This window comes from Alkalihalobacillus sp. NPDC127517, from assembly GCF_050276055.1.
Classification (GTDB): Bacteria; Bacillota; Bacilli; order Bacillales; family Bacillaceae_D; genus Alkalicoccobacillus.
In genome coordinates this window covers 199,529-220,052 of record NZ_JBNNQX010000008.1, presented here as the reverse complement: position 1 = coordinate 220,052, position 20,524 = coordinate 199,529, and the positions used below count along the sequence as shown (strand labels likewise).

At 41.6% G+C, this 20,524-nt stretch carries 25 protein-coding genes and 1 pseudogene; 20 read left to right on the top strand and 6 right to left on the bottom strand.

Annotated elements, in window-relative coordinates; translation table 11 throughout:
- Positions 1-30 precede the first annotated feature (30 nt).
- Positions 31-342 carry a YutD family protein gene (locus ACQKKO_RS13075; protein ID WP_498647883.1) on the top strand — a complete coding sequence of 104 codons (312 nt, stop codon included), beginning with the start codon at positions 31-33 and terminating at the stop codon, positions 340-342.
- A gap of 7 nt (positions 343-349) precedes the next feature.
- Here the strand turns inward: ACQKKO_RS13075 and ACQKKO_RS13070 are convergent, their stop codons facing one another.
- Complete coding sequence (locus ACQKKO_RS13070; RefSeq protein ID WP_498647846.1) at positions 350-595, bottom strand: hypothetical protein; 246 nt, start codon at positions 593-595, stop codon at positions 350-352.
- Positions 596-683: 88 nt separating this feature from the next.
- On the opposite strand from ACQKKO_RS13070, the gene ACQKKO_RS13065 reads away from it, so the two are divergent.
- From ACQKKO_RS13065 to ACQKKO_RS13055, 3 genes are all read left to right on the top strand, one after another.
- A complete protein-coding gene (locus ACQKKO_RS13065; protein WP_498647844.1) occupies positions 684-1,127 on the top strand; it encodes a DUF86 domain-containing protein in 444 nt (147 codons plus the stop codon).
- A gap of 65 nt (positions 1,128-1,192) precedes the next feature.
- Complete coding sequence (locus ACQKKO_RS13060; protein WP_498647842.1) at positions 1,193-1,834, top strand: helix-turn-helix transcriptional regulator; 642 nt, start codon at positions 1,193-1,195, stop codon at positions 1,832-1,834.
- A gap of 41 nt (positions 1,835-1,875) precedes the next feature.
- Positions 1,876-2,640 carry a TIGR01457 family HAD-type hydrolase gene (locus ACQKKO_RS13055; protein ID WP_498647840.1) on the top strand — a complete coding sequence of 255 codons (765 nt, stop codon included), beginning with the start codon at positions 1,876-1,878 and terminating at the stop codon, positions 2,638-2,640.
- On the opposite strand, the gene ACQKKO_RS13050 is transcribed toward ACQKKO_RS13055, so the two are convergent.
- Positions 2,603-3,139: a phosphatidylglycerophosphatase A family protein gene (locus ACQKKO_RS13050; RefSeq protein WP_498647838.1), complete on the bottom strand. Its 537-nt coding sequence runs from the start codon at positions 3,137-3,139 to the stop codon at positions 2,603-2,605. The genes ACQKKO_RS13055 and ACQKKO_RS13050 overlap by 38 nt on opposite strands.
- Before the next feature lie 115 nt (positions 3,140-3,254).
- On the opposite strand from ACQKKO_RS13050, the gene yutH reads away from it, so the two are divergent.
- The 5 genes from yutH (at position 3,255) to ACQKKO_RS13025 (ending at position 8,029) form a co-directional block, all read left to right on the top strand.
- Entirely contained in the window at positions 3,255-4,289 is a 1,035-nt protein-coding gene (yutH, locus tag ACQKKO_RS13045) for a spore coat putative kinase YutH (protein ID WP_498647836.1), read from the top strand.
- A 167-nt stretch (positions 4,290-4,456) separates the two neighbouring features.
- Positions 4,457-5,752: a homoserine dehydrogenase gene (locus ACQKKO_RS13040; protein ID WP_498647834.1), complete on the top strand. Its 1,296-nt coding sequence runs from the start codon at positions 4,457-4,459 to the stop codon at positions 5,750-5,752.
- Positions 5,753-5,755: 3 nt separating this feature from the next.
- On the top strand, positions 5,756-6,820 hold the full coding sequence (thrC, locus tag ACQKKO_RS13035) for a threonine synthase (protein ID WP_498647833.1): 1,065 nt from the start codon (positions 5,756-5,758) through the stop codon (positions 6,818-6,820).
- Entirely contained in the window at positions 6,820-7,725 is a 906-nt protein-coding gene (gene thrB, locus ACQKKO_RS13030; protein ID WP_498647831.1) for a homoserine kinase, read from the top strand. The genes thrC and thrB overlap by 1 nt, the downstream gene beginning before the upstream one ends.
- Before the next feature lie 73 nt (positions 7,726-7,798).
- Positions 7,799-8,029: a transcriptional regulator SplA domain-containing protein gene (locus ACQKKO_RS13025; protein ID WP_498647829.1), complete on the top strand. Its 231-nt coding sequence runs from the start codon at positions 7,799-7,801 to the stop codon at positions 8,027-8,029.
- A 38-nt stretch (positions 8,030-8,067) separates the two neighbouring features.
- On the opposite strand, the gene ACQKKO_RS13020 is transcribed toward ACQKKO_RS13025, so the two are convergent.
- Positions 8,068-8,307 carry a NifU family protein gene (locus ACQKKO_RS13020; RefSeq protein WP_203088335.1) on the bottom strand — a complete coding sequence of 80 codons (240 nt, stop codon included), beginning with the start codon at positions 8,305-8,307 and terminating at the stop codon, positions 8,068-8,070.
- Between the two features lie 164 nt (positions 8,308-8,471).
- On the opposite strand from ACQKKO_RS13020, the gene ACQKKO_RS13015 reads away from it, so the two are divergent.
- Entirely contained in the window at positions 8,472-8,780 is a 309-nt protein-coding gene (locus ACQKKO_RS13015; RefSeq protein WP_498647827.1) for a YuzD family protein, read from the top strand.
- Positions 8,781-9,117: 337 nt separating this feature from the next.
- Positions 9,118-9,351 (top strand): hypothetical protein, encoded by a 234-nt coding sequence (locus ACQKKO_RS13010; RefSeq protein ID WP_498647826.1) that lies wholly within the window; start codon positions 9,118-9,120, stop codon positions 9,349-9,351.
- A gap of 97 nt (positions 9,352-9,448) precedes the next feature.
- Here the strand turns inward: ACQKKO_RS13010 and ACQKKO_RS13005 are convergent, their stop codons facing one another.
- Both ACQKKO_RS13005 and ACQKKO_RS13000 read right to left on the bottom strand, forming a co-directional pair.
- Entirely contained in the window at positions 9,449-10,516 is a 1,068-nt protein-coding gene (locus tag ACQKKO_RS13005; RefSeq protein ID WP_498647880.1) for an NAD(P)/FAD-dependent oxidoreductase, read from the bottom strand.
- Between the two features lie 411 nt (positions 10,517-10,927).
- A pseudogene (locus tag ACQKKO_RS13000) lies at positions 10,928-11,086 on the bottom strand (TetR/AcrR family transcriptional regulator); the annotation flags it as partial.
- Positions 11,087-11,233: 147 nt separating this feature from the next.
- Between ACQKKO_RS13000 and ACQKKO_RS12995 the strand changes: the two are divergent.
- From ACQKKO_RS12995 to dapF, 3 genes are read left to right on the top strand one after another with little or no spacing between them, the layout of a single operon-like run.
- Entirely contained in the window at positions 11,234-11,470 is a 237-nt protein-coding gene (locus ACQKKO_RS12995; protein ID WP_479827935.1) for a YuzB family protein, read from the top strand.
- A gap of 58 nt (positions 11,471-11,528) precedes the next feature.
- Positions 11,529-11,780, top strand: coding sequence for a hypothetical protein (locus ACQKKO_RS12990; RefSeq protein WP_498647824.1), 252 nt, complete (start codon positions 11,529-11,531; stop codon positions 11,778-11,780).
- On the top strand, positions 11,777-12,628 hold the full coding sequence (dapF, locus tag ACQKKO_RS12985) for a diaminopimelate epimerase (protein WP_498647822.1): 852 nt from the start codon (positions 11,777-11,779) through the stop codon (positions 12,626-12,628). Before ACQKKO_RS12990 ends, dapF begins: the two co-directional genes overlap by 4 nt.
- A 37-nt stretch (positions 12,629-12,665) precedes the next feature.
- Here the strand turns inward: dapF and mqnE are convergent, their stop codons facing one another.
- Positions 12,666-13,760 (bottom strand): aminofutalosine synthase MqnE, encoded by a 1,095-nt coding sequence (gene mqnE, locus ACQKKO_RS12980; protein ID WP_498647820.1) that lies wholly within the window; start codon positions 13,758-13,760, stop codon positions 12,666-12,668.
- Between the two features lie 272 nt (positions 13,761-14,032).
- Here mqnE and ACQKKO_RS12975 point away from each other — a divergent pair, with 272 nt between their 5' ends.
- From ACQKKO_RS12975 to ACQKKO_RS12950, 6 genes are all read left to right on the top strand, one after another.
- Positions 14,033-14,215, top strand: a complete 183-nt coding sequence (locus ACQKKO_RS12975) for a Spo0E family sporulation regulatory protein-aspartic acid phosphatase (protein ID WP_498647818.1) — start codon at positions 14,033-14,035, stop codon at positions 14,213-14,215.
- A 55-nt stretch (positions 14,216-14,270) separates the two neighbouring features.
- On the top strand, positions 14,271-14,624 hold the full coding sequence (locus ACQKKO_RS12970; protein WP_498647817.1) for a HesB/IscA family protein: 354 nt from the start codon (positions 14,271-14,273) through the stop codon (positions 14,622-14,624).
- A gap of 245 nt (positions 14,625-14,869) precedes the next feature.
- Positions 14,870-16,642: a PTS mannitol transporter subunit IIBC gene (locus tag ACQKKO_RS12965; protein WP_498647816.1), complete on the top strand. Its 1,773-nt coding sequence runs from the start codon at positions 14,870-14,872 to the stop codon at positions 16,640-16,642.
- A gap of 27 nt (positions 16,643-16,669) precedes the next feature.
- On the top strand, positions 16,670-18,766 hold the full coding sequence (locus ACQKKO_RS12960) for a BglG family transcription antiterminator (protein ID WP_498647814.1): 2,097 nt from the start codon (positions 16,670-16,672) through the stop codon (positions 18,764-18,766).
- Positions 18,763-19,200, top strand: coding sequence for a PTS mannitol transporter subunit IIA (locus ACQKKO_RS12955; protein WP_498647812.1), 438 nt, complete (start codon positions 18,763-18,765; stop codon positions 19,198-19,200). Before ACQKKO_RS12960 ends, ACQKKO_RS12955 begins: the two co-directional genes overlap by 4 nt.
- Positions 19,200-20,321, top strand: a complete 1,122-nt coding sequence (locus ACQKKO_RS12950; protein WP_498647811.1) for a mannitol-1-phosphate 5-dehydrogenase — start codon at positions 19,200-19,202, stop codon at positions 20,319-20,321. Before ACQKKO_RS12955 ends, ACQKKO_RS12950 begins: the two co-directional genes overlap by 1 nt.
- Positions 20,322-20,524 lie beyond the last annotated feature (203 nt).

Below are 20,524 nucleotides of genomic sequence, written 5' to 3'. Positions count from 1 at the left end.
AATGAAACGTGAGGTGTATACGCGTTGGTTATGATTCAGGAGCTTCAATTTGAAGTCGTTGAAGATATAAAAGATGGCTGGGACGAAGAAGCCTTTAAGGCGCGTTATAGCGATATCTTAAATAAATACGATTATATTGTAGGAGATTGGGGCTACAATCAATTACGCCTAAGAGGTTTTTTTGAAGACAAACATAAGAAATCAACATATGATTCCAAGATTAGTACGTTGCCGGATTATCTTTATGAGTATTGTAATTTTGGATGCGCATATTTTGTTGTAAAACGTATTAAAAAACGTTCAGATAAAGGTAATAAACATAAACAAAAAGAGGGTAAATAACCCTCTTTTATGAATCGTGTGGTGGGTGATGTCCAGGGTATTTCCTGGGCGTATGTTGGTGAAGATCCTTATTTACATAATTAAATGCGCTATAGGTGCGTTGGTCTTTTCTCCAAGGGGTGCTTTTACCTTCTACAGGTGTTTCTTTTCCAATCGGAGAACCATAAGGACCTTCAGGAGTGGCTTCAGCTGTCACATAATTATGCATGGCTTCAACGTTTTTAAAGTCGTGGTATTCCGTAGTCTTTTTCAATAGAAAGCCCCCTTTATTTATAGGGTAACCAAAAGATGTTCTTTTATTTTTAGTTGACTGCGCTTACAAGAAAGGATTGGGTTATAGAATGTATTTTGTAGACCGTACGAAAATTGAAACGACATTACGATATATGGAATCGCTTTTTCCAACATTGGATTCGCTAAATGAACGTGATTCAATCGTAGAGGATTTAGCTTTGGAGCGTGTTTGCTACCTCATGATTGAAGCAATTATCGATGTAGGGAACAGTATGATTGATGGATTTATTATGCGTGATCCAGGAAGTTACGCAGATATTGTTGATATTTTAGTGGACGAACGTGTTGTACCGCATGGGCAGGGAGAATCGCTAAAAGAATTCCTTCAAGCTAGAAAAGAGATCATTCAAACAACGGGGACCATTAACCACAGCGATCTTTATCAACTTCTCCAAGCACAAAGCGGAGCATTAAAAGCATTCCCGGAGAATGTTCGCAGCTACTTGGCAAATGAACTGGGACCAGTATCAGCTTTTTTACCTAAAGAGTAGACAAGTCCTGTTCGTTTACAAAAAGAATGCCCATCGCTTACAATAAACGTAAGGTGGTGGACAGAATGAGAGACCAATCAACGTCAACTCGTTCAGTTGTGTTGACCCTGTTAAAACGAAAGCATGAGATGACAACAGCTGAACTGTCTGAAATGCTTAAGATTACGGAGATGGCGGTTAGACGTCATTTACGAGGGTTAGAAGATGAAGAACTAATAACCTCCCGATTGGTTCGTCAAACCATGGGAAGGCCCGTTCATAAATACTATTTAACTGAAAAGGGTAATGAAAATTTCCCGCGAAAATATAGCCAGCTATCACTTGGTTTTTTAGATGATCTACAGGAGCTATACGGCAAAGAAGCCGTTAATCAATTATTTGAAAAGCGACATAATCGCCTTCATGATTCGTATGGAGCGAGTGTTACTGGGACGTTAAAAGAACGAATTCGAGCATTAGCTGATATTCAAAACGAACAGGGATATATGGTTCAGTGGTCGGAAAACGCAGATGGTTCGTACGAATTTATTGAATACAACTGTCCGATTGCCCATGTGGCTAAAGCTTATCCCATTGCTTGTACATGTGAAAAGAAGTTATTCAAGGAATTACTCTACACGGAAAACGTCGAACGTACAGCATGTATGGCTGAAAATGGAGACGCACACTGTGTGTATAAAATTAATAAGCAATCTACAACTAAGTAAGCCGTCCACTGGACGGTTTTTCTCATGAAAGGAAATGAGCCATGATGTATAAAGGATATTTAATTGACTTAGATGGGACAATGTATCGTGGAGGAGAGGTCATTCCAGAAGCGATAGAATTTGTTCGCGAACTTGAACGTAGAGAACTTCCTTACTTATTTGTGACAAATAATTCAACAAAGACACCGGAAACAGCAGCTGCTCACTTGCGTAAATTAGCCATTCCTGCAACATCTGACCATGTGTATACATCTGCAATGGCAACGGCATCCTACATTCGTGAACAACAGCAGGCGGCTCGTGTGTACGTCATTGGGGAAGAAGGAATTCGAGAAGCATGTCGTCATGCGGGTCTCGTTGAAGCAACGGAGAATGTTGATTTTGTTATCGTGGGGCTAGATCGTGAAGTAACCTATCAGAAAATCAAACAAGCTTCTCTTCTCATCCAGCAAGGCTCTACATTTATTGCAACAAACCAAGATCATGCTTTACCAACAGAGGAAGGGCTTGTACCGGGAAATGGTTCGATTGTTGCGGCCATTGCAACAGCATCAGGAACAAAGCCCATGTTTGTTGGGAAACCAGAGGCACTAATTATGAATCAAGCTCTTGATAAATTGGGATTACGTTCAAGTGAGACAATGATGGTTGGCGATAACTATCGTACAGACATTATGGCCGGACTGAATGCAGGAATGGATACAATGCTTGTGCTCTCAGGCGTCACAACAGAAGCTGACTTAACTCAATTGCCAGAAAAACCAACCATTACACTTCAAGCTCTTTCTCAGTGGACATTCGAATAGTAGGTTCTTCCTCCATTCGATGTGCTAAACGACTGGAGGCAGCTGCTGCAATGGCTCCTACAATATCATCTAAGAAGGTGTGACAAACACCTTCTTTTTTCTCGTTTAACTTCTTGAGGATGCCAGGCTTTAGCTTGTCAACGTATCCGTAGTTTGTAAATCCAATAGAGCCGTAGACATTCACAATAGAAAGAGCAATAACCTCATCAATCCCATACAATCCTTCATCGCGCTCAAGTATCCCTTGCAGAGGAGCCTCTAGCACCTTTTTCTCTGTTAAGATATCTAGTTGAATGCCGGTAATTATAGCATTTTGAACCTCTCGCTTAGATAGGACCCGTTCCACATTTTCCTTGCACAGCTCCATCGACAGGTTCGGATGATAAGCCTTTTGTAAAAAGTGGACAAGCTCAGCTATATCATCTAGTGTCACTCCTCTAAACGTAAGCCAATCCCTTGCCTTATCTGACAGCTCTTTTTGTGAGCAAACGTTTCTCATAAAGGGTTCTCCTTCCGTACGATTCTTTGGATTTCATAGTGTTGGATTCCTACACACATTTTATACAACTGGGTCATAGACTATTTATAATGACAAAATCGCGAGGAGGGAAACGATGTTTGAACGGAACATTTACGATAGTTATCGGTTATATAGTGAAAAACGGTTTACGTTAGATGGCTATGAATGCTTTGAAGCTGGAGGCGTGCCCTATATATTGTTCCCAAAAGATGAGAGTGCTTCAAATGAAGCAGATATGCTCACATTCATCTCATTTCTTAGAGAAGCAGGAGATGTATCCGTTCCGGAGCTGGTTCAGACCGCCCAAGGGACAAATACAAGCTTAATTGAAGGATCAGAAATGTATCTTTGCCAATTACCCTTGCCAAATCAAACGCGTGCCCAACCTATGCCAACGGATGAAAGAGGCATAGGAGAACACTTAGCATCTTGGCACCATTTCGGACGACAAATTCAGCCCAGAGTGAGGCAGCAGGAGTTGTTTGGGCAGTGGGGAGCTATCTGGACAACTAGACTTGAGCAACTTGAGAATTGGTATGAGGAATTATACACGCAAGGACCAAGAACTGTTGTGGATGAAGCGTTTCTAACAACCTATCCTTACTTTATGGGACTTTCAGAAAATGCAATTCAGTATGTAACAGATACAACATTGGACGGAGCTGGAAGCGAAACAGTAGAGGGGACACTTTGCCACCGGAGATTTTCAGAGCGGGCATGGATTCAACTGTCAGGGAATGGAGCCATGATCAAACCACCAACGGCTTTGGTATTTGATCATCCTGCAAGAGATCTCGCTGAATGGCTCAGGGGACGACGAGGGCAGCTGTCACGCTCGGCTCAATGGTCACAAGCAACTGACTTTTTAGAGGGGTACCAGAGATATCAGCCTCTCTCTTCTACAAGCTGGCGGCTCATGTTTGCTCGGTTGTTATATCCTGTTCATTACTTTGAGCTTGTAGAGGATTATTACCGTTGTCAAATACCAATTGATCAGCAAAAGCTTGGTCAGACCTTTTTACAATTAATCGAACAGGAAAAAGAAAATGAGATCTTTTTACATCGTTTTGCAGATGTACGTCCAATGCCCAATACGCCAACTGGCTTCCCAAGGGTTGACTGGTTGTAACACTCTAAAACCGCTTCTAATTTCTTAGGAACGGTTTTTATTTTTGGGATGAATCTTAATCTCTTGTAAACTTTCAGAAGGTTCTTGTTTTAAGCTACGATCAGGTCTATAATGTCCTTTATAGATAAACATTTGTATTTTTAAAGAGATAGTTGGGAGTGGGAAACGTGGCAGAGTCAGTAAAAGTAGGGCTTCTTGGACTAGGAACAGTAGGAACAGGGGTGGCGTCCATTATTACTCGCCACCAAAAGGAATTACAGCATCAAGTTGGCTGTCCTGTTGAAATTAAGAAGGTTCTAGTACGAGACAAACAAAAATTTCGCGAGAGTTTAATTCAAGACTCGCTTTTAACGGAAGATCCTTATGAAGTCATTCAAGATCGAGAAATTGATGTGATTGTTGAAGTGATTGGTGGAGTCGAGCAAACAAAGGATTGGCTCTTGGCTGCTCTTAAACAAAAAAAACATGTGGTCACAGCAAATAAAGATCTAATGGCGATCCATGGCGCGCAGTTACTGAAAACAGCGGTTGAAAATCAATGTGACCTATATTATGAAGCCAGTGTAGCTGGTGGGATTCCTATTTTACGCAGTTTATCAGACGGATTGTCTGCGGATCGTATTAAAAAAATAATGGGAATTGTAAATGGAACAACGAACTATATCTTAACAAAAATGAGTACAGAAGGTAGCTCGTACGAAGATGTGTTAAAACAAGCGCAGGATCTAGGTTTTGCAGAGAGTGATCCAACATCAGATGTTGAAGGACTAGATGCAGCAAGAAAAATGGCGATCCTTGCTACGCTTGGTTTTTCTGCTCCGATTAGTTTAGCAGATGTGTCTGTAGAGGGTATTAGCAGCATTTCAGATGCCGACTTACATTATGCAGAGCGACTTGGCTATACAATGAAGCTGATTGGAATTGCAGACCGCACTGACGGTAAAATTGATGTCAGTGTGCGTCCAACGCTTTTACCGAATGAACATCCACTCTCCTCTGTACACAATGAGTACAACGCCGTTTACATTCATGGAGAAGCAGTTGGAGAAACAATGTTTTATGGACCGGGTGCTGGCTCTTTGCCAACTGCAACAGCCGTTGTCTCCGATCTTGTCACGGTGATGAAGAACATGAGACTTGGAGTAAACGGAAAGAGTGTACTCGCTCCAATGAACGAAAAGAAATTAAAAGAAGCCGGCGAGATTTCTTCACAGTACTTTATCCGCTTAAAAGTATTGGATCAGACGGGAACATTCTCGGCTATTACCGCTTTATTTGCTGAATTTGATGTCAGCTTTGAAAAGCTTTTACAGCTGCCAGTAGAAGGCGAAAAACTAGCTGAAATTATTGTAGTTACACATAAAACAAGTAAACAGACATTTGATGGATTAATTAAACGATTGGAAAACGTAGAGGTTGTTGAATCAGTTGAAAGCAGCTACTGCGTTGAAGGGGGAAATTAAGAGATGAGTAAATGGAATGGTCTTATTAAAGAATATGCAGAATTTTTACCAGTATCGGAGAAAACACCTTCACTTTCTTTGTCAGAGGGGAATACACCACTTGTACCACTAGAACGCTTATCTAAGGAGTGGGGCGTAGACATCCACGTAAAATACGAGGGAGCCAATCCAACTGGCTCGTTTAAAGACAGAGGAATGGTGATGGCGGTAGCAAAAGCAAAGGAAGAGGGGAGTAAAGCAATTATTTGTGCTTCTACCGGAAATACATCTGCAGCGGCAGCAGCATATGGTGCTCGTGCGGGACTCCGTTGTATCGTTGTGATCCCAGAGGGCAAAATTGCACTCGGCAAGCTTGCTCAAGCTGTAATGTATGGCGCTGAAGTTCTTGAAATTCAAGGAAACTTTGACCACGCACTTGATATCGTTCGCTCAATCAGTGAAGTAGAGCCAATTACGCTTGTGAATTCTGTGAATCCTTATCGAATTGAAGGCCAAAAAACAGCGGCCTTTGAAGTGTGTGACGCACTCGGACAAGCGCCAGATGTGTTATGTATCCCGGTTGGTAACGCAGGAAACATCACAGCATACTGGAAAGGCTTTAAAGAATATCACGAAGCAAAAGGAACCGGACTTCCGCAAATGAGAGGCTTTGAAGCAGAAGGAGCAGCGGCCATTGTTCGTAACGAAGTGATTGAGGACCCTGAAACCATTGCAACAGCCATTCGTATTGGAAATCCGGCAAGCTGGGATAAAGCAGTTAATGCAGTAGAGGAATCAGACGGTAAAATTGATTTTGTAACAGATGACGAAATTATTGAAGCCTACCAAGCGCTTGCAACTAAAGAAGGAGTCTTTTGTGAACCAGCTTCAGCTGCCTCTTTAGCAGGACTGAAAAAACAAATTGATTCTGGTGAAATTAAGCAAGGATCTAAGGTTGTCTGTGTATTAACAGGTAACGGACTTAAAGATCCTGCCACAGCAATTGACAGTGTCAAAGTGAAGCCAACTCTATTACCGAATGAAAAAGACGCATTCCTTGCTCATTTAAAACAAGGTGTGACTCAATAATGGAAGCACAATCCTTTCAAATTAAGGTCCCAGGGAGTACAGCTAATTTGGGACCAGGCTTTGATTCCATTGGTCTTGCTGTTAGTCGTTACCTTGAACTAGAGGTTACAACAGCAGGCGACTGGTATTTTTCTTCTGACTCAAAAGATTTAAAAGGAATTCCAACGGGTGTTGATAATTTAGTGTACCAAGTAGCTAAACAGACGGCTGAACAATTAAATTGCAGTCTTCCGCCTTGTCATGTGAAAATGACTAGCAACATCCCGCTTGCACGAGGATTAGGTAGCAGTGCAGCGGCAATTGTTGCTGGAATCGAGCTCGCTTGTTACTTCTCTGATGAAGAGGTTGCAGCAGAGAAGAAAACTCGTATGGCAAGCCTTTGGGAGGGACACCCAGATAACGTAGCAGCCTCTGTTTATGGAGGTTTAGTTATTGGAACCCATCATCAAGACTTGACACGAGTCGTTCAAGCTGGAATTCCAAAGCTTGACTTAGTGTTTCTTATTCCAACAGAAGAAGTGCTGACAAAAACCGCACGCGGGGTACTGCCAGAGTCGCTCGACTTTTCGGAAGCTGTTCAAGCAGGTAGTGTAGGAAATGTACTTACAGCCGCAGCACTCACAGGTAATTGGGAGCTCGTTGGTGAAATGATGTCACGTGATCTGTACCATCAACCGTATCGTAAACAGTTAATTCCGATTATGGATAAGGTCATCACATTCGCCGAAACCCAGGTGGATATTTACGGGGCCGCATTAAGCGGAGCGGGACCAACCATTCTTTGTATCACAAAAGAAGGCATGGGCGTACAGGTAGCTCACACATTAACTCAAGCATTTGAAGGCATTGAAGTGGATGTATTAAAGCCATCGAAAAAGGGCGTTCAACTTATTATAGATAATTAGACAAAAAAGGAATAAATGACAGAAACATCACATACACTACGGCTGAACGTAAATAGGCTGGAGGTGGATGAGATTGTTAAATGTTAATAACCTTTATGAAGGTCAATCTGTCTATATTATTTATAGAAACCCTCACACACCAACTGTTGCAACCATTCAGGAGGCAACGATCGCACGAGATCCTATGGATCCATCTATCTTATCATTGCTTCTGTATGATTATTATCACTCCATTGAAGAAGATGATGCCATCTTTGAAAGTTACGAAGCAGCTGAGCAAATGTTTGACCAATTTATGATGTAAAAAAACGCTTGGTCCGAGGACCAGGCGTTTCATCTTTATTAAAATACTTGCTCTAACTCTTTTACTCCAGGTACTTCCTCAAGAAGCGCGCGTTCAATACCCGCCTTAAGTGTAATCGTTGAACTTGGGCAAGAACCGCAAGCGCCTAGTAGACGAACACGAACAATCCCGTCTTCAATACCTACTAACTCAACATCTCCACCGTCACGAAGTAAAAAAGGACGAAGCTTCTCCAATACTTCTTGTACTTCTTCTAACATATCAGTACTTGTTTCCATGGGTCAACACTCCTTTCTGACCCTATTATAATCGTCATAGCAGAAAAAATCCATGATCTTGACGTATTTTTCGAGAAAAGTTCTCATTCTCCTTAGGATGATGCAAATTCTTTAATTGAATCTTTTCACATTATTCGGTACGCTTTATAGGAGAGGAAGTGAGAATGATCGGAATTCAACTTACAATATACGGAGCAGAACAAAAGTGCGCAAGCTGTGTACACCTGCCAAGCGCAATTGAAACTAAGGAATGGCTAGAAGCTGCACTCAAACGCAAATTTCCGAACGCAGACCTAGACGTTCACTACGTAGACATCGAACAACCCACTGATAACGAAGAGCACCAGTCCTTTTCTGAAGCAATCTTAAATGACGAATATTTTTACCCCCTCCTTGTGCTAAACGGCGAGGTCATCGCAGAAGGTAACCCAAACTTAAAAACCGTCTCAGCCAAAGTGGAAGCCGCGATGTAGATCGTGGCTTTTTTATGTAGAGAAGTAGTGGGATTGGTGCCTCAGCGGGAAGTATATGCGGAGGAGCAAGTACGTTCAGGGGCATAGCAAGAAGAATCACGACCTAAACAAGAACTGTAGTGTTAGCAAGAAGAGTGAGGGGAACACCAAGACCTTTTGAAAATTTAACAAGAAGGCCAGAGCGTTACTAAGAAGAACGCAGAAAATAACAAGAGGAGAGGGGGTGCAAGCAAGATTTAGCTCCTGATAGCAAGAAAACCCTGCCCATCACCAAGAACAGAGCCCCGATAGCAAGGAGATCGGAGAGGATACCAAGAGCTTACAGGAGCACAGCAAGATGAATTATGACCTAATCAAGAACATAAGTGTTAGCAAGAAGAGTGGGAGGAACACCAAGACCTCAAAAAAATTTAACAAGAAGGCCAGAGCGTTACTAAGTAGAAGGCAGAAAATAGCAAGAGGAGAGGGAGCGCCAGCAAGAAAAGCCCCCTCATACCAAGGAGAAAGGCTGATATACCAAGAAGCGACGCTCAATACCAAGCCGACACTCCAGATAATAAGACCTTTCTAGAGCACAGCAAGAAGAACCAGCACCTAACCAAGACCCCCTCCCCTCCCTTATCCACACAAAAAAAAGCAGCAGACATCATCTGCTACTCTCTCGTTGATCAACCGGAGTGATACTTGTACATCCAAAGCACGCCACTTTTGAGTACGCGCGGTACTCGTCCGAGCAATGTGCGTTCGCCCATTAGGCCAAAGCCATGCTTTTTGCCGAGGGAGCCAAGAACTCCTTTTAGTTTTATTTTAGGAAGCTCTGTTGGTAAGGTTTCGTTGTTCCATTGAGCTTTCAGGATTTGTACAATTTGTTCGGCCTGCCCCTCTGCGAGTTGAGCACTTGGAGCATGAGGCAGGCTCGCACAGTCACCTACTACGAAAACGTCTTCGTTTCCAGGAAGGAAATGCTGTGGCGTTAATTCAACGCGTCCAGAAGAGTCTTTAGCGACATCTAGATCGCGCACCACTTTAACGGGTTGGATTCCTGCAGTCCAAATGACGGCGTCAACATCAACGCGTTCGTCATGATTGTAGATAGCATTCGGTTCTACTTTTGTGATGTTTGATTTGTTCACAATCTCTACGCCGTGATCCTCAAACCAGCCTTGTACGTAGGTACTAAGCTTTTTAGGGAAAGAGGATAAGATCATTTCACCTCGGTCGAAGAGCTTGATAGTGAGATCTGGTCTACTTTCACGAAGCTCACTTGCTAGCTCTACGCCGCTCAGTCCACCTCCAACAATCGATACGACTCCTTCAGGTCGAACGTTATTTAGGGCTTCGTACGTTTTGCGAGTGGCTTCCATTGTTTGAATGCTATAAGCGTTTTCTTTTGCACCAGGTACACCGTGGTACTTGTCCTCACATCCGAGACCAACAATTAACTTATCGAATGGGACGGATTCGCCACTGTCGAGAACAATGTTTTTATCCTCAAGCTCAATGGAGTCAATGTTAGCATATTTAACTTTTAGGCGAGAGTCTTCTGGAAAGGCTACACGCAAATGATGATCCGCAGCTGTTCCGGCTGCAAGAGCATAATATTCTGTTTTTAAGCAATGGTACGGCAAGCGGTCAATCAATGTGATTTCAACATTGTCAGGAAGGTCGTTGGGTAGAAGGCGTTGCATCACACGCATACCGCCATACCCAGCTCCAAGAATCACTAATTTTTCCATGTGGGGTTTACTCCTTTTCACCATAACGGCAGACAAGCTTGCTTCGACCAATGCCATTACGCGAGTTAATAATCGGATCCGTGTGGGTTCTTTTGCATATAATTGTATTCCGTACGACACATGAGAATGGATGATATGTGCCCAAAGCTCTATGTCCGTTCCAGGGGTCAGCTCTTGTTTGTTTAGTGCTTCCAGAAGCAATTCACGCCAGTGAGATAAGAGCAAATGCTCACTGTCTACAACGAATTTCCACATTTGAATCGTTAACGTAGGGTGCTGGTCATACTCATCAAGAATAAAATATAAATACGAATGAATGCGGTTAGACAGCTGTAACTGATTTCTGGGATATTGTTGGATATGCTTCATCACACTTGTTAGTCGTTCTTTGGCAAGGGAGTGCATGATGGAATCTTTTGTCGGAAAGTAGTTAAAAAAGGTTCCTTTTGCTACATGGGCGGCTGATGTAATTTCCTGAACGGTTGTACGATCAAACCCTTTCTCTCTAAAAAGAGCAATTGCAGCGTTTTCAATTTTTTCTTTGGTTTCTACCTTTTTAACTTGTTTCACTTCATTCTCTCCTTAAATGACCCCGGTCATTTTTAAATTATACAGACGATTTTATGAGAAAACAAGGTTGATTTCGACATTAGTTTCTAGTCGTTGACTTCTTTTTTCCTAGAAGGTAGTCTATAGGTAGAAATTTGAGGTGAAGACATGAGACCAATTATAGAGTTCTGTTTCAGCAATTTAGCAAGTGTCTCACAAAGCGCGATGGAACAGCTTGAAAAAGATCCTAATTTAGATATTGTTGATTACGGGTGCTTAAGTCATTGTGGGGCCTGTGCGATGGAGCCATTTGCTCTTGTAAATGGTGAGTACGTCTCGGGCGAAACAGCTGATGAACTCGTTACAAATATATACGTATTTCTTGAAGAGAACCCAATGTTCTAACTTGCGACTTCTAGTGGATACTAGAAGTTTTTTTACGAATCTACCGGGAGGTCACAGTATGCCAGTTATTCCGTTTTCCCATTCATGGCCGTATGAAAAGCAATACCAGGATATTTATTTAAACGAGTGCCCTTTTTGTGGAGAGGATCAAGTGCTCACACATATGAAAGTAAGAGAACTAGAAGAAGCAAAAGAAGGTATTAAGAAACAATTAAATTTACCTTGCTGTCACGGACGTTTAATTATTCTCGAGGCGGATGAAGACTATTTTTGGACAAACCAGGCACTGAGGGAGGACCGCACATCATGAAATTTACAAAAATGCATGGCTTGGGTAACAGCTATATTTATATTGATTTATTTAAAGAGTCCATCGCAGAAGAAGCCATGCCTAAGCTTGCAATTCAATTAGCTGATAAAAACCGAGGCATTGGCTCTGACGGCATGATTTTGATTGGACCGTCTGATGCGGCAAAGGTAAGTATGCGTGTGTTTAATAACGATGGGTCCGAAGCGATGAATTGTGGAAATGGGCTACGTTGTGTTGCAAAATTTGCATATGAGCATGGGTATGTGGACGAAACGATATTTACCATTGAAACGAAGGGCGGACTGGTTGAAGCAACGGTTCATCCAGATGAGGCCAATCAAGTGCCAACTGTTACGGTAAATATGGGTAAACCAAGACTGAGTCGATCTGAGATTCCGATGATTGGAGCGGCTGTTGATCAAGTAATGAATGAATCAATTGATCTTGGGGAGTTAAGTGTAGATGTCACAGCGGTATCGATGGGCAATCCTCATGCCGTGATTTTTACAGAGGATATACATTCCATTCCGTTAATGCAGGTAGGACCATCACTAGAAAGACATGAGCGCTTTCCAGAGTGGGTAAACGTTGAATATGTTCAAGTATTAAAGGAAGATGAGCTTCATTTTAGAGTGTGGGAACGCGGCACTGGTATCACCCAAGCGTGTGGGACCGGAGCGTGTGCGGCAGTTGTCGCTGCTGTACTAAATGGTCACTCTCCTCGTGACAAAGAAGTGACCGTTCACTTATTAGGTGGGGACTTATTTATCACATGGTTAGATAATGGAGAGGTCTTGATGAACGGGGCGGCTGAAACCATTTTTGAAGGTGAATGGATCACAAAATAAAGAAGCGCAATGGCTACTGGCCACTGCGCTTTTTCGATTAGTACGTCTTAACTACATTATAGAACGTGTCACGCTCAATTGGTGTTTTGTTTGCACTCTTGATTAAGTGAATTAATTCATCACGCGTAATACCTGATGAAGTTAGCGCTCCAACAGAGTGAGAAATACGCTCCTCAATTAGCGTTCCATGAATGTCACTTGAACCAAATGTCAGCGCCATCTGTGTTAATTGAACACCGATGTTGATCCAGTACGCTTTAATATGATCAAAGTTATCAAGCATTAAACGACTGATTGCAAGAGTACGCATATCATCAAATGCAGATGTTCTGCGTTTTAAGCTTGCTTTCACACTACGAGGCTGCATCGCGAGTGGAATGAATACCATAAATCCATTTGTACGGTCCTGCAGCTGACGGACACGATCCATATGAATCAAACGTTCTTCCGTCGATTCAATCGAACCATATAACATCGTTGCATGTGTGCGTAATCCTAATGAGTGTGCAATTTCATGAGCTTCAAGCCATTGATCAGTAGAGGCTTTATCAGGGCTCATCTTCGCGCGATAATTCTCAGTTAGAATCTCTGCGCCACCACCAGGAAGTGTATCGAGACCAGCTTTGATTAGCTCTTCTAGCACACCCTTCATGCTTAGACCTGAAATACGAGAAAAGAATTCAATTTCAGCTCCAGTGTATGCTTTAATCGTTGCAGATGGATAATGCTTTTTCAACGTGCGGATGGTATCAAGGTAGTATTCAAATCCTACCTCAACGTTATGCCCTCCAACAATATGAAACTCGCGAATGTTTTCATTCCAACGTTCGCCAACATACTTAAGTAAAGCTTCAGAATCCATTGTGTAAGCACCTTCTTGTCCCGGCTTACGCTTAAATCCGCAGAAGCTACATGAAGCTTCACATACATTGGTTGGGTTAATGTACATGTTTTGAATAAAATAAACATTGTCCCCGTTTTTCTTTAGATTCACTTGGTTAGCAAGCTGTGCGACTCCAAGTAGATCAGGTGTTTCATATAAATATAGACCATCTTCAATTGTTAAACGTTCTCCGTGCAAGACCTTCTCTTTGATACCTTCAAGCTTTGTATCAGTTAACAATATGCTCATCCAATTCATCTCCTGCTCTCTAGTTGACAGCTATAGCCTGTCAGCTGGATTACAATCTATATACTAAACATGAAAATGTGTAATCTTTAACTATTATACTACCCACGTTCTATGATTTAAAGGTTTGTGCTTACTTGAGGAGAATTTAACTAAAGGTACGCTAAGGTTCAGTAATGATTTTTTGTAAATTAAATTGCATTAATAGGTATATTTTAGTAGAATGGGTGTAATTCTTTATCTTTTTAATGGCCTTATGAAAAGAGGGGATCATATTGTGTAGGATTTGTCAGAGCGATTCGTTTGAAGAACGAATAGAACGTATGAGGCAAAAAATGCTTGAAGCAGCAGAAAAATTTGGTCTTAACCATCCCGAGGTCCTCCACTTTAGTCAGGAATTAGACAAGTTGCACACCTGTTATTTTACCAAGATGGCCCAGAAGAGTTCAGTTGGTTGAGATTGTGTATCTATCGTACTATAATAAATGTAGAGAAAACGATAGGAGGATGACCATGATTACATTAACAGATGCAGCGGTTGGGCATATTAAAGAGATGATGAAAGCCGAAGAAGACCATTCGTTGATGCTACGCGTAGGCGTAAAAGGTGGCGGATGCAGCGGTCTTTCCTATGGCATGGGTTTTGATAATGAACAGGCTCCTGAAGATCAGAAGTTTGAGATTAATGGATTGTCCGTTTTGGTTGATGAAGAAAGTGCACCGGTCATAAAAGGATTGGTGATTGATTATAAGCAAAACATGATGGGTGGAGGATTCACCATTGATAATCCAAATGCCATCGCTTCATGTGGTTGCGGTACATCATTTAGAACAGCTGCAAATGCTGGTACACCAGGAGATTGCTAAGGCACTTTTGAATAGATGAAAAGAGACCATTTAACAGCTATTTGTTAAATGGTCTTTTTAATGTTTGTTTTGAGAGTGATAGGGAAACGTAAGGAAGGTACATATTACAGGACTTATTAAATGTTGTCGCGCTTAATTGTGACGAATTTGTGTGAACAATTGGTTGAATGAAGCGTTTTCAAGCGATTAAACTAGATATAAGAATCGCATTTATTTATTTTTATATAGAAAAAGGAGGAACAATGATGGCAGAAAAGACCAGCATTCGTTCAAAGGTTCAAAAGTTCGGTAGTAATCTTAGTAGCATGATTATGCCGAATATCGGTGCATTTATTGCATGGGGGATTATCACTGCGATTAGTGCAGGTGTAATATCCTATTATGGTGAGAGTAGTTCACAGGCTGAGTCCGTTTCATTCTTAAATGCAATGGTTGGACCAATGATCACTTATCTTCTACCATTATTAATTGCTTTTACAGGTGGTCGAATGATTCATGATTTCCGAGGCGGGGTTGTTGGTGCAACCGCGGCAATGGGGGTTATCGCTGCTACAGATGTTCCGATGTTTATCGGAGCGATGATTATGGGTCCACTTGGTGGTTATTTAATTAAAAAGGTTGACCAGGCATTAGATGGGAAAGTAAGACAAGGATTTGAAATGCTTGTTAATAACTTCTCCGCAGGTATTTTAGCTGCAATTTTAGCATGTTTCGGATCGCTAGCTGTAGCACCACTCGTTTCAGGTTTAACAACGGTTATGGGGCTAGGAGCGCAAGCAATCATTGAGCGTAATTTACTTCCTCTAGCAAGTATTTTTATTGAGCCTGCTAAAGTTATGTTCTTAAATAACGCCATTAATCACGGAATTCTTACTCCGATTTCTATTGAACAAGTAAGAGAAAGTGGGAAGTCCATATTTTATCTTCTGGAAGCAAATCCAGGTCCTGGTTTCGGGGTATTACTTGCATTCATGATCTTCGGTAAAGGTGCTTCAAAAGCGTCATCTTACGGAGCTGGTTTGATTCACTTCTTTGGAGGGATTCATGAAATCTATTTCCCTTATGTTTTAATGAAACCACTTATGTTCCTAGCTGTAATATTTGGCGGAATGACGGGTGTATTCGTTTTTGACTTGTTAAATGTAGGTCTTGTAAGTCCAGCATCACCAGGAAGTATTTTACCTATTATAGGTTTGGCGTATCCGGGTGATCGAATTAATGTTCTCCTAGGTGTACTCGCAGCCACAGCCGTATCATTCGCCATTGCATCTTTAATCCTTAAACTCGATCGCAAAGGCGAAGACGACATTGCGGAAGCAACAGGCAAAATGGAAGCAATGAAGGGCAAAAAGAGTAACGTCTCTTCTTCTCTAACAGCTACTGAAGCAACAGAGGGACATACTAATTCTTACGCTCATGTAAACAAAATTGTTTTTGCTTGTGATGCAGGAATGGGTTCAAGTGCGATGGGGGCTTCCATCATGCGCGATCGTGTGAAGAAAGCAAACCTTGATACAGAGGTAACAAATACATCAATCTCAAACATCCCTGACGATGCTGATCTAGTCATTACTCACAAAGACTTAACAGATCGTGCAAAGACTAAAAAAGGCGACGCAATCCACGTTTCTGTTGATAACTTTATGAATAGTCCGCGCTACAATGAAATCATTGAAGAGCTAAAGAATAGTCATGGTGAAACAACAGAACCATCAGAAGTGAGTGCTGGTCAGAAATCAAAAGAAGATATTCAAAAGATCATCTTCGCGTGTGATGCAGGAATGGGATCAAGTGCAATGGGTGCTTCTATCCTTAAAAATAAAGTAAAGAAAGCAAATCTTGATGTGGCTGTTTCAAACACGTCCATTTCAAACATTCCAGACGATGCAGATGTCGTTGTCACTCATAAGGATTTAACAGAACGAGCAAAGACTAAGCAGCCTAATGCTGAGCATATTTCTGTTGAAAACTTTATGAATAGTCCTAAGTACGATGAGTTAATTGATCGCTTAAAATAAAATGGCAAAGAGAGGAGGCTAGTGATCGTGTATATTCCGGCCAGAGAAAGGCAATTGTTAAAGCTTTTGCTTAATGAACAAAGTCCACATGATCTACATGAACTAGCCTCCATCCTCGATGTAAGTACGAGAACCGTCCAACGTGATTTAAAGGGACTCGGCAGTATTTTAAGTGAACATCGTCTTACACTCAAAAAGGACACAAATAAAGGTTTCCATTTACTTGGTGATGATCAGAGTATTCAGGAACTGAAAACTGAGTTGTCTTCTATGGAGCCAAGTGATTATACACCTGAGGAACGACAGCTGCTTTTACTTGTTGCTCTTCTTGAGAAGCAGGAACCGATCAAATTATTTACGCTTGCCGATGAATTGAATGTAACAGTTGCAACAGTCAGCCATGATTTGACGAAAGTCGAAGAATGGCTATCTTCATTTCATTTAACATTAATTAGACGCAGGGGATATGGAGTAGAAGTAGAAGGGTCAGAGACAGATATACGGAGAAGTTTAAGTAGCTTGATTACTGAGAATATAAGTGAAAGCTCCTTTTTTCACTCCTTTCATTCAGAGTCGGCTGATCATACTTTAACAAAGTCGATATCAGATCGTCTGCTTGGGATAGTTGATCCGAAAAAAATACAGCAGGTTCAAGCAGCAGTTGAGGATCTTCGAACACATTCCAATGGACAAATGGCTGATACATCTTATATTGGTCTCGTTGTTCACCTGGCTCTTGCAATAGAACGCATCCAACAAGGAGAGAACGTCCAAATGGATGCGGATCATTTACAAGCTCTTCAGCAAGAACCCGTTTATGGTTTAGCAAAAGCATTGGCTCATTCATTAGAAGATCTCTTTTCTATTACGATTCCTGAAGAAGAAATTGGTTACATTGTCATGCACTTACGTGGTGCAAAGATTCAACGCGACTATCATCTTTTTAATAACGAAGAGTACACTGAGCTTTCTTATTATGCGGATCGAATGATTAAACAGATGGAGAGTAAACTGAATGTCGTGTTCGATGACGAGTCCCTTTATCCAGGGCTTATTTCGCATCTTGAACCTGCTTTATATCGGATGAATCATGGAATGAAAATTCATAACCCTTTACTCGAACGGATTAGACAAAACGATGCAGCCCTTTATGAAGCGGTTAAGGATGTAGCAAAGAACGTATTTGATCCTTTATCCATCCCGGAAGAAGAGATCGGATTTCTTGTCATGCACTTTGGCTCAGCCATTGAGCGTCAAAACCAGCATACACCGCTTAAAGCCATTGTTATCTGCTCTAGCGGTATTGGTTCCTCAAAGCTTTTAGCGAGTCGCCTGGAAAAGGAATTCCCTGAAATTGCACAGATTGATCAAGTATCTTTATTTGATTTTAATAAACAAGAAGCACGGTTTTATGATCTAATCATTTCAACGATTCCTTTGCCTCAGGATGAACCTTACTTTTTAGTGAAGCCATTTTTATCTAAGGAAGAAACGGAACAAATTCGAAAGCAAGTTCAACTTATCGGGCAGAAACGACCGATCGTGAGTCGTTCTGCATTTAAACAAAAACGAATGGAAACCAAACAGATCGCTGCTACATTTTTCGAGGAATTAGCCTCGTTAAGTACTGATATTACGCAGATTTTAGATTCATTTTCATTGAATCCGGGTAAAGTAATGGACGAAGCTCTTGCACATCTTTGTACGGAGCTCGAGCAGTCTGGAAGCCTTGCAGATGCAGTACCCGTTTTTGAGGCACTCCTGCAAAGGGAGCGGTTGGGTGGGCTTGGCATACCTGACACACATTTAGCGTTATTTCATACGCGAACAGAGCACGTGTTAAAACCGGTCTTTACAATGATTCGACTAGATGCAGAAGAGCCACTTGCATCAATGGGTGATAAGCCTATTGTTGTAAAAAGAGTCATCTTAATGCTCGCCCCAAGTCATGCGAATCAGCAGCTGCTTGATTTACTTAGTAGCCTAAGTGTGATGCTTATCTCAAGTGAAGAGCACACGCATTCGATGGAAAATGGAGATGCGGGGGAGATTAAGAAGCTGCTTAGTCAACATTGTTTTGAATATATACAAAAGCTAGTACAAAAAGGAGTGCTTAAACCATGACAAATTCAATTCTGAAACAAGACAATATTGTAGTAGGTGCACAAGCAAAAAGTAAAAAAGAAGCGATTGAGGAGGCAGGTACGCTGCTTGCTGATCGTGGATATGTGACTAGTGAATACGTAGCAAAAATGCACGATCGTGAAGAGTTAACTTCTACATTTATGGGGAACATGCTTGCGATCCCTCATGGTACAGAAGAGGCTAAAGGGGAAGTAAAGGAATCGGGAATCTCGATCCTTCTATACGATCATCCAATTGACTGGGACGGTAATGACGTTCGAATTGTTATTGGAATTGCAGGTAAAGGAAATGAGCACTTAGACATTCTTTCAAAAATTGCGATTGCATGTTCTGAAGAAGAAAATGTTGAAAAGCTTTTAGAATCTAAGTCATCTGAAGAGGTATTATCATTTTTCTCAGAGGTGAATGAATAATGAAGGCTGTTCATTTTGGAGCAGGGAATATTGGGCGTGGTTTTATTGGCGCCCTTTTAAATAGAGCCGGTTATGAAGTTATTTTTGCGGATGTGAATGAGGCAATCATTAATGAACTTAATGTACGCAATGAATACACAGTAACACTTGCGAGTGAAGAAGGTGGCAAGGAGCACATTACAGGTGTTCGCGGTTTGAACAGTAATGAAGACGAAGCCGCTTTAATAGAGGAGTTAGCAACGGCTGATTTAATTACAACTGCAGTTGGACCAACGATCTTAAAGTTCATTGCTCCTGTCTTGGCCAAAGGTCTTACCAAACGATCGCCTGAAGCTGGGCCTGTAGATGTAATCGCATGTGAAAATGCCATTCGTGCCACTTCAACTTTAGCTGAATACACAAAGGATCTACTCTCTGAAGCAGAGTGGGCTACGGTACTAGAACAAACAGGTTTTGCTGATGCAGCAGTAGATCGTATTGTCCCGAATCAGAAAAATGAAGACCTGTTGGCTGTTTCAGTTGAGCCATTTTTTGAATGGGTGGTCGAGAAGCCATCACTAAAAGGCAACAATTCCTCAATTGAAGGGGTCACATATGTCGATGATTTGATTCCTTTCATAGAGCGCAAATTGTTTACAGTAAATACAGGACACGCACTAGCTGCTTACTTTGGATACCAAAAAGGGCTTACAACGATTAAAGAAGCGATGGATGATAATGAGGTCAAGCAAAAAGTGGTCAACGGCTTAAATGAGACAAAACTTGTTCTTATAAAAGAATACGGCTTTAATCAATCAGAACATGAAGCTTACATCTTAAAAATTATTAACCGTTTTGAAAATCCTTACTTGTCGGATGATATTGTCCGAGTAGGAAGAGGACCTATTCGAAAATTAGGATTTAACGACCGTTTAGTAAAACCTGCTAGAATGTTAATGGAACAAGGGCAAGTCCCAACTGTGTTAATTGAAGCTATTAATGCCGCATTAGCCTTCGACGTCAGTGACGATACAGAGAGCCAAGAATTACAAAAGCTTCTAAAGGAAAAAGGGAAAAAAGACACACTGCTCCAAGTCACAGGACTTGAGGAATCTCATCCTTTAGTAAAAGAATTGATGTAAGAGGCTGGGACATAACTAAAAATCAATTTGAAAAGGCGAATGATTCAATTGCAGAATCATTCGCCTTTCGTGATTTTATTTGAACAAGCGGAAGGAGAACCCGAGACTCCTGCGGTAAAATACGTGGTGAAGACATTGTAGCGGTGCCTTTTCCGCGGAAGGGGCTGAGGCCGTATCCGCGGAAAGCGAGGGATTCTCCTGTA

What these genes read in the sequence shown, in the direction of transcription:
- ACQKKO_RS13075 (WP_498647883.1), top strand. Translation starts at nt 31, where the DNA reads ATGATTCAGGAGCTTCAATTTGAAGTCGTTGAAGATATAAAAGATGGC.
- ACQKKO_RS13065 (WP_498647844.1), top strand. Translation starts at nt 684, where the DNA reads ATGTATTTTGTAGACCGTACGAAAATTGAAACGACATTACGATATATG.
- ACQKKO_RS13060 (WP_498647842.1), top strand. Translation starts at nt 1,193, where the DNA reads ATGAGAGACCAATCAACGTCAACTCGTTCAGTTGTGTTGACCCTGTTA.
- ACQKKO_RS13055 (WP_498647840.1), top strand. Translation starts at nt 1,876, where the DNA reads ATGATGTATAAAGGATATTTAATTGACTTAGATGGGACAATGTATCGT.
- ACQKKO_RS13050 (WP_498647838.1), bottom strand. Translation starts at nt 3,139, where the DNA reads ATGAGAAACGTTTGCTCACAAAAAGAGCTGTCAGATAAGGCAAGGGAT.
- yutH (WP_498647836.1), top strand. Translation starts at nt 3,255, where the DNA reads ATGTTTGAACGGAACATTTACGATAGTTATCGGTTATATAGTGAAAAA.
- thrC (WP_498647833.1), top strand. Translation starts at nt 5,756, where the DNA reads ATGAGTAAATGGAATGGTCTTATTAAAGAATATGCAGAATTTTTACCA.
- thrB (WP_498647831.1), top strand. Translation starts at nt 6,820, where the DNA reads ATGGAAGCACAATCCTTTCAAATTAAGGTCCCAGGGAGTACAGCTAAT.
- ACQKKO_RS13020 (WP_203088335.1), bottom strand. Translation starts at nt 8,307, where the DNA reads ATGGAAACAAGTACTGATATGTTAGAAGAAGTACAAGAAGTATTGGAG.
- ACQKKO_RS13015 (WP_498647827.1), top strand. Translation starts at nt 8,472, where the DNA reads ATGATCGGAATTCAACTTACAATATACGGAGCAGAACAAAAGTGCGCA.
- ACQKKO_RS13010 (WP_498647826.1), top strand. Translation starts at nt 9,118, where the DNA reads ATGAATTATGACCTAATCAAGAACATAAGTGTTAGCAAGAAGAGTGGG.
- ACQKKO_RS13005 (WP_498647880.1), bottom strand. Translation starts at nt 10,516, where the DNA reads ATGGAAAAATTAGTGATTCTTGGAGCTGGGTATGGCGGTATGCGTGTG.
- ACQKKO_RS12995 (WP_479827935.1), top strand. Translation starts at nt 11,234, where the DNA reads ATGAGACCAATTATAGAGTTCTGTTTCAGCAATTTAGCAAGTGTCTCA.
- ACQKKO_RS12990 (WP_498647824.1), top strand. Translation starts at nt 11,529, where the DNA reads ATGCCAGTTATTCCGTTTTCCCATTCATGGCCGTATGAAAAGCAATAC.
- dapF (WP_498647822.1), top strand. Translation starts at nt 11,777, where the DNA reads ATGAAATTTACAAAAATGCATGGCTTGGGTAACAGCTATATTTATATT.
- mqnE (WP_498647820.1), bottom strand. Translation starts at nt 13,760, where the DNA reads ATGAGCATATTGTTAACTGATACAAAGCTTGAAGGTATCAAAGAGAAG.
- ACQKKO_RS12970 (WP_498647817.1), top strand. Translation starts at nt 14,271, where the DNA reads ATGATTACATTAACAGATGCAGCGGTTGGGCATATTAAAGAGATGATG.
- ACQKKO_RS12965 (WP_498647816.1), top strand. Translation starts at nt 14,870, where the DNA reads ATGGCAGAAAAGACCAGCATTCGTTCAAAGGTTCAAAAGTTCGGTAGT.
- ACQKKO_RS12955 (WP_498647812.1), top strand. Translation starts at nt 18,763, where the DNA reads ATGACAAATTCAATTCTGAAACAAGACAATATTGTAGTAGGTGCACAA.
- ACQKKO_RS12950 (WP_498647811.1), top strand. Translation starts at nt 19,200, where the DNA reads ATGAAGGCTGTTCATTTTGGAGCAGGGAATATTGGGCGTGGTTTTATT.